Genomic DNA, 11,810 nt, shown 5'->3' with positions numbered 1-11,810 from the left:
CCGCGGCCGGAGGTGCCGCCGAGCGGCCGGTCCAGCGAGGCGAGCAGCGCGTCGCGGCCGGCGCGGATCGGGTCCCGCCCCGGGCGGGCGTGCTCGGACGGCGACGGCAGGCCGTGTCCGCCCCGGCTCGGCTCGCCGCGCGACGGGCCGGGCAGCGCGTGGCCGCCCCGCTCCGGCGCCGGCTCCTGGCCGAGGATCGGGGTGGGCCGCTCGGCGCACAGGTACTGCGCCATGTCGTCGTGCGGGGTGACGTTCTGCCGAAGCTTGTCGAGATCCCAGACCGCCTGGGCGGTGGCCTTGCCGGACGGCCAGGTGGCGATGATCCGCCAGGTGCCGTCGTCGCGCCGGTAGGCGTCCCAGGAGATCTTCTCGGTGTCGATCCCGTGCTGGGCCAGCCGGCCGTTGACCACCTCGGCCAGCGGCGTCGGCTTCTCGGCGCCCTTGAGCCGGGTGCGCCGGGCGTGCTGGGCGAGCATGGCCCGCTCCTGGAGCACCGGACCGGCGTAGCGCAGCACCCGGTCGACCGGCACGCCGGCGATGCGGGCGACGTCCTCGGCGGACTCGCCGGAGCGGATCCGGGCCTGGATGTCCCGCGGGGAGAGCGACGGCGTGGGATCGGCGGCGGTCGGCACCACCGCGAGTGGGGTCGCGCCCGGCTCGGCGTGCAGCGCCGAGGCGATGCGCTCGTCGATGGGCAGGGCGAGCAGGCGCCCGACCTCGTCGGCGAGCACCAGAGCCTGGCCGTCCTCCGAGAGGGCGACGAAGCGTACTGGGCGCATGGGCTTGCCTCCGTCCCGCTTCGCTGGCCGTCACGCCACGAGCCGGCCACCCGGGCGTCCTCGGACCACCGTACGCTCATCTACCCGAACGTGCGGGATGCGACACTCCGCATGTCGCGACTGAGCTGCGGTGATGATCACGGTGGGTGGTCGTCGGGGCCCCGACGACCACCCACCGTGATCAGGTGATCAGAGTCGCTCGACCACGTAGTCGATGGACGCGGTGAGCGCCTCCACGTCGGCCGGCTCGACCGCCGGGAAGAGCGCGACGCGGAGCTGGTTGCGGCCGAGCTTCCGGTAGGGCTCGGTGTCCACGATGCCGTTGGCGCGCAGCGCCTTGGCGATCGCGGTGGCGTCCACGCCGTCGGCGAAGTCGATGGTGGCGACCACGTTGGAGCGCAGCGCCGGGTCGGTCACGAACGGCGTGGCGAACGACGAGCGCTCCGCCCAGCCGTAGACGATGCCGGCGCTCTCGGCGGTGCGCTTGGCCGCCCAGGCCAGCCCACCCTGCGAGTTCATCCAGTCGGTCTGCTCGGCGGCCAGGAAGATGGTGGCCAGCGCGGGCGTGTTGTAGGTCTGCTCCAGCCGCGAGTTGTCGATCGCGGTGACCAGGTCGAGGAAGGCCGGGATGTAGCGGCCCGACTCCTTGATCTCGGTGGCCCGGGCCAGCGCGGCCGGCGACATGAGGGCCAGCCAGAGGCCGCCGTCGGAGCCGAAGCACTTCTGCGGCGCGAAGTAGTAGACGTCGGTCTCGCCGACGTTGACCTCCAGGCCGCCGGCGCCGGAGGTGGCGTCCACCAGCAGCAGCGAGCCCTCGTCGGCGCCCGGCACCCGGCTGATCGGCACCGCCACGCCGGTGGAGGTCTCGTTGTGCGGGGTGGCGTAGACGTCCACGCCCGCCTCGGCGACCAGCGTCGGCGCGCTGCCCGCCTCGGACTTGCGCACGGTCGGCTCGCCCAGGAACGGCGCGTCCTTGACCGACTTGGCGAACTTGGCGCCGAACTCGCCGAAGCTGGCGAACTGGGCCCGGTCGCGGACCAGGCCGAAGGTGGCGACCTCCCAGAAGGCGGTGGTGCCGCCGTTGCCGAGCACCACCTCGTAGCCCTCGGGGAGGGAGAAGAACTCGGCGATGCCCCGGCGCAGCCGGGCCACCTGGTCGCGGACCGTCTTCTGCCGGTGCGAGGTGCCCAGGTAGCTGGTGGCGACGTCGGCGAGCGCGGAGACCGCCGCCGGACGGACCTTGGACGGCCCGCAGCCGAAGCGCCCGTCGGCGGGCCTGATGTCGTCGGGAATCCGGATGGTCGGTGCGTCAGCCACGGTTTTCTCGATCCTTCCGCATGGGCGAGGGCGGGCCCGTTCAGCGGGCGCGGAGCGACGGCGGCCACGCGCGGGCGCGCGGCGGAGCCGGGTCCGAGCCCGGTCCGGCGGCACTGCCGGCCTTCATCCTCGCACCCGCGCCACCCGCTCCGACGGCTGGTCCCACTCCCGGGGCTGAGTGATGCGCCACAACACGCCAGGGCCCGGTCCGCGACGGACCGGGCCCTGGCAGGGGTATGCGGGGAGGATCAGACGCCGTGCGGGATGGCGTCCCAGCCCTCGACCTGCTGGGGCTTGCGGCTGCCCGGGCCGACGTAGCGGGCCGACGGGCGGACCAGCCGCTGGAGCTTCTTCTGCTCCAGGATGTGCGCGGACCAACCGCCCATCCGGGCACAGGTGAACATCGAGGTGAACATGTGGGCCGGCACCTCGGCGAAGTCGAGCACCACGGCCGACCAGAACTCGACGTTGGTGGCGAGCACCCGGTCCGGGCGGCGGGCCTGGAGCTCGGCCAGGGCGGCCTTCTCCAGCGCCTCGGCGATCTCGAAGCGGGGCGCGCCCAGCTCCTTGGCGGTGCGGCGGAGCACCCGGGCGCGCGGGTCCTCGGCCCGGTAGACCCGGTGGCCGAAGCCCATCAGCCGCTCGCCCCGGTCGAGGACGCCCTTGACGTAGCCCTCGGCGTCGCCACTGCGCTCGACGGCCTCCAGCATGCTGAGCACCCGGGACGGCGCGCCGCCGTGCAGCGGGCCGGAGAGCGCGCCGATGCCGGAGGAGATGCAGGCCGCGGCGTCCGCGCCGGTGGAGGCGACGATGCGGGTGGTGAAGGTGGAGGCGTTCAGGCCGTGCTCGGCGGCCGAGATGAAGTAGGCGTCGACGGCCTTGACGTGCCGCGGGTCGGGCTCACCCCGCCAGCGCTTCATGAACCGCTCGACGATGGTCTCCGCCTTGTCGATCTCCTTCTGCGGCACGGCCGGCAGGCCGAGGCCACGGGCGGACTGGGCGACGAAGGAGAGCGCGGTGACCGACACCCGGGCCAGGTCCTCGCGGGCCTGCTCGTCGGAGATGTCCAGGAGCTGGCTGAGCCCCCAGTACGGGGCGAGCATGGCGACCGCGGACTGCACGTCGACGCGGATGTCGCCGGAGTGCACCGGCACCGGGAACGGCTCGGCCGGCGGCAGGCCCGGGCCGAAGCGCCCGTCGACCAGCAGCGCCCAGACGTTGCCGAAGGAGACCTGACCGATCAGATCCTCGATGTCCACGCCGCGATAACGCAGCGCGCCACCCTCGCGGTCCGGTTCGGCGATCTCGGTCTCGAAGGCTACGACGCCCTCCAGGCCCGGTTTGAAGTCGGCCATGTCGTCTCCTGGCTTCCGGCGGTGGTGGTGGCCGCGCGGGCTCGACGGGCCCGCGGCTTAGGCGACCCTCAGGGATGTGTTCGGAACATCTTGCCTGCTGGGTAACCGGATCCGCGACCCGCGGCGACTGTGCGCCACATGACATCCCCGCCGGTGGACAAGCTCACCGGCTGGAGAAGACTGGGTGGTGGGGCCTGGCCAGCGTCGGGGGACGCCGGCATCCCCGGGAGAGGGACGACGAGAGTGACGGGCGACACACCTGCCCCGGCCGGTATGCGTAACGAGTACGCCGCCGACCTGGGCCTTTCCGAATCGGATCTCGCGCCGGACTGGTACACCCAGTTCGCCCGCTGGTTCGCCGACGCGGTGGCTCATCCGCTGCCCGAGCCGAACGCCATGGTGGTCGGGACCGCCGACGCCGAGGGGCGGCCGAGCGGCCGCACCGTGCTGCTGAAGGGGTACGACCCGGACGGCTTCGTCTTCTACACCAACTACGGCTCCCGCAAGGGCGGCGAGGCGACCGCCAACCCGTGGGCCAGCCTGGTCTTCCCCTGGTTCCCGATGCAGCGGCAGGTGACGGTCACCGGGCGGGTGACGCGGGTCGACCGGGCCGAGACCGAGGCGTACTTCGCCGCCCGGCCGCGCGGCTCCCAGCTCGGCGCCTGGGCCAGCACCCAGTCCCGGGTGGTCCCGGACCGGGCGGCGCTGGACGCCGCGTACCGGGCGGCGGCCGAGCGCTTCGCCGACGTGGCCGAGATCCCCGCGCCGCCGCACTGGGGCGGGCTCCGGGTGCGCCCGGAGACGGTGGAATTCTGGCAGGGCCGGGCCAGCCGGCTGCACGACCGGCTGCGCTTCCGGCGTACCGAGGGCGGGGTCTGGGTCACCGAGCGGCTGGCCCCGTGACGGGGGTCAGGGAGGCCCGGCCGCGCGGAGCGCGCCGCTGGGCGATCGACCTGCGCCCGCTGGGCGTGCCCGCGTACCGCCGGGTGTGGCTCGGCAACGCGGTGGCCATGTTCGGTTTCCAGTTCACCGCCGTGGCGGTGCCGGTGGAGATGTTCGACCTGACCGGCGGCTCGTTCTGGGTCGGCCTGCTCGGGATCGCCGGCTTCCTGCCGCTGCTGGTCTTCGGGCTCTGGGGCGGGGCGGTCGCCGACGCCCGGGACCGGCGGCGGGTGCTGCTGGCCGGTGGCGGCCTGCTCTGGGCGTCGACCCTGGCGCTGCTGCTCCAGTCGCTGCTGCGGGTGGGCAGCCCGATGCTGCTGCTGGCCCTGGTCGCGGTGCAGTCGGTCGCGTTCGCGATCACCTCGCCGACGCGCAGCGCGATCCTGCCCCGCCTGGTGCCGGCCGAGCTGGTGCCGGCGGCCAGCACGCTGAACTTCACCACGTTCACGGCGACCTCGGTCTTCGGGCCGCTGGCCGCCGGCCTGATCTTCGCCACGTGGCGTACCGACGCCGGGCTGCCCATCGCGTACGGGGTGGACGCGCTGCTGTTCACCGTGTCGCTCTGGGCCACCCTGCGGCTGCCGGCCATGCCGCCCGAGCCGGACCCGGACGGCGACGGCGCGCCGCGCCGGGCGGGGCTGGCCAGCATCGTCGACGGGCTCCGCTACCTGGCCACCACGCCGGTGCTGCTGCTCTCCTTCGCCATCGACCTGATCGCGATGATCCTGGCCATGCCCCGGGCCCTCTTCCCCGAGCTGGCGCACGAGCGGTTCGGCGGCGGGGCGGCGGTCGGCTGGCTCTACAGCGCCATCGCCATCGGCGCGATGCTGGGCGGCCTCACCTCCGGCTGGATCGGCCGGGTGCGCCGGCAGGGGCTCGCGCTGGCGGTGGCCGTGGTCGGCTGGGGCGTGGCGATCGCCGCCGCCGGGCTGGCCCGCCAGCTCTGGCTGGTGGTGGCGCTGCTCGGCCTGGCCGGCGCCGCCGACCTGGTCAGCGCGACCCTGCGGCAGTCGATGCTGCTGGTCTACGCGCCGGACCGGATGCGCGGCCGGCTCCAGGGCGTCAACACGGTGGTGGTCGCCGGTGGTCCGCGCCTGGGCGACCTGCGGGCCGGCGCGATGGCCGCCGGATTCGGCACCGGGGCCGCCATGGTCGCCGGTGGCCTGGCCTCCGCCGTCCTCGCGGTCGCGCTGGTCGCGGTCTTCCCGGCGCTGCTGCGCTACCGCGCCGCCGCCCAGGCCGGCGACCGGGACCGGTCCTGACGCCGGGCGGCGGCCGTCGCCGTTCCCGACGGCCGGGCTGGCCCCGGTGAACCGGGTGCCCCGCCGGCCGGGAGCCCCGCGCGGGGTGGGGGCGACGGGCTAAGGTCGCCGGCATGGAGACCGACGCGCGCCCGTCCCCGTCCGGGATACAGTGGACCATTGCCGCCGACGGCCACGAGGCCGTCGTGGTCGAGGTCGGCGGCGGCCTGCGGACCTACCGGCACGACGGGGTCGACTACCTCGACGGGTACGAGGCGGACGAGCTCTCCCCGGGTTCGGCCGGTCACGTGCTGGCCCCCTGGCCGAACCGGATCCGGGACGGCGCGTACACCTTCGGCGACCGGTCGTTGCAGCTCGACCTGACCGAGCCGGCCCGGCACAACGCCATCCACGGCCTGGTCAACTGGGTGCGGTGGCAGCTCGTCGAGCAGTCGCCGGGCAGCGTGACGCTCGGCTACGAGCTGCCGCCCAGCCCGGGCTACCCGTGGGCGCTGCGGCTGCGGAGCCGGTGGAGCGTCGGGGCGGACGGGCTGCGCGCCGAGCACGAGGTGACCAACCGGTCCGGCGAGCCGGCGCCGTTCGGCTTCTCCGTGCACCCCTACCTGCAACTGCCGAAGGTCGGCGTGGACGAGCTGACGCTGCGGGTGCCGGGGCGGACCCGGGTGCTGCTGGACAGCCGGCTGCTGCCGGTGGCCGCGACCGAGGTGGCCGGCACCGAGTACGACTACACCGAGCCCCGCCCGATCGGTGACGCGGTGCTCGACCTGGCCTTCGGCGACGTGGTCCGGGACGCCGACGGGGGCTCGGCGGTGACCCTGGCCGCCCCGGACGGCTCGGCCGCGGTGCACGTCTGGGCGGACGGCGAGTTCGGCTGGTGGCAGGTCTTCACCGGGGACACCCTCACCGGGGAGCGGCACCGGCGCTCGGTGGCGGTCGAGCCGATGACCTGCCCGGCGGACGCGTTCCGCTCCGGCAAGGACCTGATCACGCTGGCCCCCGGGGAGACCTGGCGGGGTGCCTGGGGCATCCGGCCCGGGGCCTGAGCATGGAGTTCGCCGAGGTCGTCCGGCGCCGCCGGATGGTCCGCAACTACGACCCCGACCGCCCGGTCCCGCCCGAGGTGGTGGACCGGCTGCTGGACCACGCCGTCCGGGCCCCGTCGGCCGGGTTCGCCCAGGGCTGGGGCTTCCTGGTGCTGGAGGAGCCGGCGGACCGGGAGCGGTTCTGGGCGGCGGCCACCCCGGGTGGTGGCGGCCGGGAACGCTGGCTGGCCGGGATGCGCAAGGCCCCGCTGATCGTGGTGCCGCACGCCAACCGTTCCGCCTACCTCGACCGCTACGCCGAGCCGGACAAGGGCTGGGCGGACCGTTCCGAGGACCGCTGGCCGGTGCCCTACTGGTACGTCGACACCGGCTTCGCCGCCCTGCTGATGCTGCTCACCGCCGTGGACGAGGGGCTGGGCGCCTGCTTCTTCGGCATCCCGCCGCAGCGGATCGGGGCGTACCGGGAGGCGTTCGGCGTGCCGGCGGGGTACCACCCGATCGGCGCGGTCACGGTAGGTTACCGGGCACCCGACCACCGGTCGCCGTCGCTGCGCCGCGGCCGCCGGCCGGTGGACGAGGTGGTCCGCCGGGGGCGCTGGAATTGAGTGTGGTTCAGCGCGTCCGGCCTGGGTATCGGCGGTAGCGAAACCGACATGAGGGAGTAAAACGCGGTGTGGCGGGGGCGGCTAGGCTGGCACCGACATCATCAGACCGGCCGGGGGGAGGGGAGCGTGCCGTGATCTTCAGGGCGGTCCGGGACGGGCGTCCCTACCCGGAGCACAACCTCACGCTCAAGCAGTGGGCCGAGATCCCGCCGCGCCCGCTGCGGCTGGACCAGCTCATCACCACCAAGCGGGAGCTGGCGTTGGACAAGCTCCTCGCCGAGGACTCCACCTTCTACGGCGACCTTTTCCCGCACGTGGTGCAGTGGAACGGCGGCCTCTACCTGGAGGATGGCCTGCACCGGGCGCTGCGCGCGGCGCTCCAGCAGCGCAACCAGATCCACGCCCGGGTGCTGGTGCTCAGCGGTCAGGCCGAGTGACGCGCCCCTGAGTCTTCGTTAAGGTGACGCCATGACCCCTCTCGACCTGCTGGACATCGACGCGTCGCTGGGCGAGGAGGAGCGGCAGATCCGCGCCGTCGTACGCCAGCTGGTCGACGACCGGGTACGCCCGCACGTCGCTGGCTGGTACGAGGACGGCCACGTCCCGGCCCGGGAGCTGGCCCGCGAGTTCGGCAAGCTCGGCCTGCTCGGCATGCACCTGACCGGCTACGGCTGCGCCGGCGCGTCGGCCGTCGCGTACGGGCTGGCCTGCCTGGAGCTGGAGGCCGGCGACTCGGGCATCCGCTCGCTGGTCTCGGTGCAGGGTTCGCTGGCCATGTACGCCATCTGGCGGTACGGCAGCGAGGAGCAGAAGCAGCGCTGGCTGCCCGCCATGGCGGCCGGCGAGGCGATCGGCTGCTTCGGGCTGACCGAGCCGGACCACGGCTCCGACCCGGCCTCGATGGCCACGCGCGCCCGCCGCGACGGCGACGACTGGATCCTCACCGGCAGCAAGTTGTGGATCACCAACGCGCCGATCGCCGACGTCGGGGTGATCTGGGCGCGCACCGACGAGGGGGTACGCGGCTTCGCCGTACCCATGGACACCCCCGGGGTGACGGCGCGGGAGATCCGGCACAAGATGTCGCTGCGCGCGTCGCTGACCGGGGAGATCGCCCTCGACGACGTGCGGCTGCCGGCGGACGCCCGGCTGCCCGAGGCGATCGGGCTCAAGGCGCCGCTGAGCTGCCTCACCGAAGCCCGGCACGGCATCGTCTGGGGCGCGCTCGGCGCGGCCCGGGACTGCCTGGAGACGGCGCTGTCCTACGCGACCACCCGGACCCAGTTCGGCCGGCCGCTGGCCGGCTTCCAGCTCACCCAGGCCAAGCTCGCCGACATGGCGGTCGAGTGGAACAAGGGGCTGCTGCTGGCGCTGCATTTGGGCCGGCTCGCCGACGCCGGGAAGCTGCGCCCGGATCAGGTCAGCGTGGGCAAGCTGAACAACGTCCGGGAGGCCATCGCCATCGCCCGGGAGTGCCGGACCATCCTGGGCGCCAACGGCGTCTCCGGCGAGTACCCGGTGATGCGGCACGCCAACAACCTGGAGAGCGTGCTGACCTACGAGGGCACCTCGGAGATCCACCAGCTGGTCATCGGGCAGCGGCTGACCGGTCTCTCCGCCTTCGCCTGACCTGCGGATTCACCCGATCGGGTCGCCCGGCGAGCGAGTGTCGCACGCTGGCCGTACCGTCATTCTCAGTCGATGTGTCTGACGAGGACGGTGAGGGGCGATGGCCCGCGACGGTGACATCAACCAGCCCACCAGGGAGTTCCCGGAATATCCGACCGGTGAGTCTCTCCGGGCCCGGTCGGACGTCCCACCCGAGCCCGGCCATGGTGGCCCGGCGTCGCCCGGTGCCCCGGCGCGCGGTCTGCTCTGGGTGCTCGGCGCGGCCGCGCTGGCCGTGGTGGTGCTGCTCGGCGTGCAGGCGACCGGCCTGCTCCCGGACTTCCGCAACCCGTTCGCCAAGGAGCAGACCGACCGGAGTCAGCCGCCGCTGCTCAAGTCGATCCGCGACCTGAGCCGCTACGTGGCGGCCGAGGGCAACTTCCAGGTGGTGGTCGACGTGCAGAAGGACCGGCGCAACGTGCCGGACTTCCTGCTCAACGAGCGCACGCTCTTCGTCGGGGCGGGCCGCATCGAGGCGTACGTCGACTTCGCCAAGATCGCCGACGGGGCGGTGGTGGTCTCCGGCGACGGCAAGTCCGTCGAGATCAAGCTGCCCGCGCCGCAGCTCGGCGAGACCGACCTGGACATGGACAAGAGCTACGTCTTCGCCGAGCAGCGCGGCCTGATCAACCGGCTGAACGACCTGGTCGGCGGCGACCCCAACCGGCAGCAGCAGGTCTACCAGCTCGCCGAGGACCGGATCACCGCGGCGGCCCGGGACAGCGGGCTCACCGCCCGGGCCGAGGAGAACACCCGCAAGATGCTGGAGGGGCTGCTCCGCTCCCTCGGCTACCAGAAGGTGACGGTCACCTACACGGCGTCCTGACGCCGCCGGCGCCCGCCCCGGTGCTCCCGGGGCGGGCGGCGAGGGTCAGTGGCGGCCGGTGGCGAGGTAGCGGTCCTCGTTCGGCATCAGGATCCAGAGGATCAGGTAGACGATCACCTGCGTGCCGGGCAGCAGCAGCGACAGCAGGAACAGCAGCCGGACCATGCCGGCCGACATGCCGAACCGCTGGGCCAGGCCGGCGCAGACACCGGCGAGCATGCGCCCCTGGCGGGGCCGGACCAGTTTGCGACTCATCGTCGTACTCCCACTTCTGCGGCGATCCGCCGCGCTAAATCCCACGGTAGGAACGGCTGGGCGCCACGCCCTCGGCCCCGAGGAGGATCGGCGACCCGGGCACCCGTAGGTGCTTACCCCGGCGGCCCCCCGCCGACCCTCGCCCCGGGGCCGGCCCGCTCCGGCACCCGGACGCGGGCGGTGACGGTGGGTAGACGGGAGGCGCGGAGGGTAGGGAGACGTGCGGGAGTGTGCCGGCTCGCGGGCAGGGGGGTGACCTGGGCGGGTAGGCTCGCCGGTCGGGCCCCCACACCCCGGGTGCCGCCCGCCGCCCCCGCACCGGGGAGCGGCACACACCGGGCCGGACCCGCACAACGGGGACGACGGCGAGGAAGTGCAGCGATGATCAGTGTTTTCGACCTCTTCAGCGTCGGTATCGGGCCGTCCAGCTCGCACACCGTGGGGCCGATGCGCGCCGCGCGGACGTTCGTGGCCGGGCTCAAGGCCGACGGCCAGCTCGCCGACGTCGCGCGGGTGCAGGCCGAGCTGTTCGGCTCGCTGGGCGCCACCGGCCACGGCCACGGCAGCGACCGCGCGGTGCTGCTCGGGCTGGAAGGGGAGTCCCCGGAGACGGTCGACACCGACTCGGTCGGGCCGCGGGTGGAGCGGATCCGCGCGCAGCGGCGGCTCAGCCTGATCGGCAGCCAGGAGATCGACTTCGACCCGGACCGGGACCTGATGCTGCACCGCCGCCGCTCCCTGCCCTACCACCCGAACGGGATGACCTTCGCGGCCTTCGACGCGGCGGGGGAGCAGGTCCGGGCGCGGACCTACTACTCCGTCGGCGGCGGGTTCGTGGTCGACGAGGCGGCCGCCGGGGCGGACCGGATCAAGCCGGACAGCACGCGCGTCCGCCACCCGTTCCTCACCGGGGCGGAGCTGCTCAAGGTCACCACCGACACCGGCCTGTCGATCAGCGAGGTGATGCTCGCCAACGAGCTGTCCTGGCGCAGCGAGGCGGACGTCCGGGCCGGGCTGCTGGAGATCTGGCGGGTGATGCGGGAGTGCGTCGAGAACGGCTGCGCCCGGGACGGCGTACTGCCGGGCGGGCTGAAGGTGCGCCGCCGGGCCGCCGAGCTGCGCCGCAGCCTGGAGGCGGAGGCCGGCGCCAGCGACCCGCTGCACGCCATGGACTGGGTCACCCTCTTCGCGCTCGCGGTCAACGAGGAGAACGCGGCCGGCGGGCGGGTGGTCACCGCGCCGACCAACGGCGCCGCCGGGATCATCCCGGCCGTGCTGCACTACTACACCCGGTTCGTGCCGGGCGCCTCCGAGGAGGGCGTGGTCCGGTTCCTGCTGGCCGCCGGCGCCATCGGGGTGCTGTTCAAGGAGAACGCCTCGATCTCCGGGGCCGAGGTCGGCTGCCAGGGCGAGGTCGGCTCGGCCTGCTCGATGGCGGCCGCCGGGCTGGCCGAGGCACTGGGCGGCACGCCCGAGCAGGTGGAGAACGCGGCCGAGATCGGCATGGAGCACAACCTGGGGCTCACCTGCGACCCGGTCGGCGGCCTGGTGCAGATCCCGTGCATCGAGCGGAACGCGGTGGCCAGCATCAAGGCGATCACCGCGGCCCGGCTGGCGCTGCGCGGCGACGGGGTGCACGCCGTGTCGCTGGACAAGGTCATCAAGACCATGCGGGAGACCGGCGCCGACATGAAGGTCAAGTACAAGGAGACGGCGCGGGGCGGCCTCGCCGTCAACGTGATCGAGTGCTGAACCCGA

General features: G+C 73.8%; 12 protein-coding genes. 8 read left to right on the top strand and 4 right to left on the bottom strand.

The features are described 5' to 3' along the window. The 3 genes from sepH to B0E53_RS09080 form a co-directional block, all read right to left on the bottom strand. A partial coding sequence (sepH, locus tag B0E53_RS09090; protein ID WP_107075615.1) for a septation protein SepH occupies nt 1-779 on the bottom strand: 779 nt, incomplete at its 3' end. A 189-nt stretch (nt 780-968) separates the two neighbouring features. Further along, nucleotides 969-2,096: a phosphoserine transaminase gene (gene serC, locus B0E53_RS09085; RefSeq protein ID WP_107075614.1), complete on the bottom strand. Its 1,128-nt coding sequence runs from the start codon at nt 2,094-2,096 to the stop codon at nt 969-971. 248 nt (nt 2,097-2,344) lie between these two features. Further along, nucleotides 2,345-3,451, bottom strand: coding sequence for a citrate synthase 2 (locus tag B0E53_RS09080; protein ID WP_107075613.1), 1,107 nt, complete (start codon nt 3,449-3,451; stop codon nt 2,345-2,347). A 273-nt stretch (nt 3,452-3,724) separates the two neighbouring features. On the opposite strand from B0E53_RS09080, the gene pdxH reads away from it, so the two are divergent. The 7 genes from pdxH (at nt 3,725) to B0E53_RS09045 (ending at nt 9,797) form a co-directional block, all read left to right on the top strand. Then, nucleotides 3,725-4,354, top strand: a complete 630-nt coding sequence (gene pdxH / locus B0E53_RS09075) for a pyridoxamine 5'-phosphate oxidase (RefSeq protein ID WP_210406003.1) — start codon at nt 3,725-3,727, stop codon at nt 4,352-4,354. Continuing rightward, nucleotides 4,351-5,655: an MFS transporter gene (locus tag B0E53_RS09070; protein ID WP_107075611.1), complete on the top strand. Its 1,305-nt coding sequence runs from the start codon at nt 4,351-4,353 to the stop codon at nt 5,653-5,655. Before pdxH ends, B0E53_RS09070 begins: the two co-directional genes overlap by 4 nt. Before the next feature lie 113 nt (nt 5,656-5,768). Next, a complete protein-coding gene (locus tag B0E53_RS09065; RefSeq protein ID WP_107075610.1) occupies nt 5,769-6,698 on the top strand; it encodes an aldose 1-epimerase family protein in 930 nt (309 codons plus the stop codon). Nucleotides 6,699-6,700: 2 nt separating this feature from the next. Continuing rightward, complete coding sequence (locus tag B0E53_RS09060; protein ID WP_107075609.1) at nt 6,701-7,303, top strand: nitroreductase family protein; 603 nt, start codon at nt 6,701-6,703, stop codon at nt 7,301-7,303. Nucleotides 7,304-7,434: 131 nt separating this feature from the next. Then, nucleotides 7,435-7,740 carry a type II toxin-antitoxin system VapB family antitoxin gene (locus tag B0E53_RS09055; RefSeq protein ID WP_089011473.1) on the top strand — a complete coding sequence of 102 codons (306 nt, stop codon included), beginning with the start codon at nt 7,435-7,437 and terminating at the stop codon, nt 7,738-7,740. Nucleotides 7,741-7,771: 31 nt separating this feature from the next. Then, on the top strand, nt 7,772-8,932 hold the full coding sequence (locus B0E53_RS09050) for an acyl-CoA dehydrogenase family protein (protein WP_107075608.1): 1,161 nt from the start codon (nt 7,772-7,774) through the stop codon (nt 8,930-8,932). Between the two features lie 100 nt (nt 8,933-9,032). Further along, nucleotides 9,033-9,797, top strand: a complete 765-nt coding sequence (locus tag B0E53_RS09045; RefSeq protein ID WP_107075607.1) for a DUF4230 domain-containing protein — start codon at nt 9,033-9,035, stop codon at nt 9,795-9,797. A 45-nt stretch (nt 9,798-9,842) separates the two neighbouring features. Here B0E53_RS09045 and B0E53_RS09040 read toward each other — a convergent pair whose 3' ends face one another. Next, entirely contained in the window at nt 9,843-10,052 is a 210-nt protein-coding gene (locus B0E53_RS09040) for a PspC domain-containing protein (protein ID WP_107075606.1), read from the bottom strand. 381 nt (nt 10,053-10,433) lie between these two features. Between B0E53_RS09040 and B0E53_RS09035 the strand changes: the two genes are divergently transcribed. After that, on the top strand, nt 10,434-11,804 hold the full coding sequence (locus tag B0E53_RS09035; protein ID WP_107075605.1) for an L-serine ammonia-lyase: 1,371 nt from the start codon (nt 10,434-10,436) through the stop codon (nt 11,802-11,804). The last annotated feature ends 6 nt before the right edge of the window (nt 11,805-11,810 follow it).

Source organism: Micromonospora sp. MH33, assembly GCF_003013775.1.
Taxonomy (GTDB): Bacteria; Actinomycetota; Actinomycetes; order Mycobacteriales; family Micromonosporaceae; genus Micromonospora; species Micromonospora fulviviridis.
Note: the sequence above shows the minus strand (reverse complement) of the source record. Positions and strands in the feature narration are given on the sequence as shown.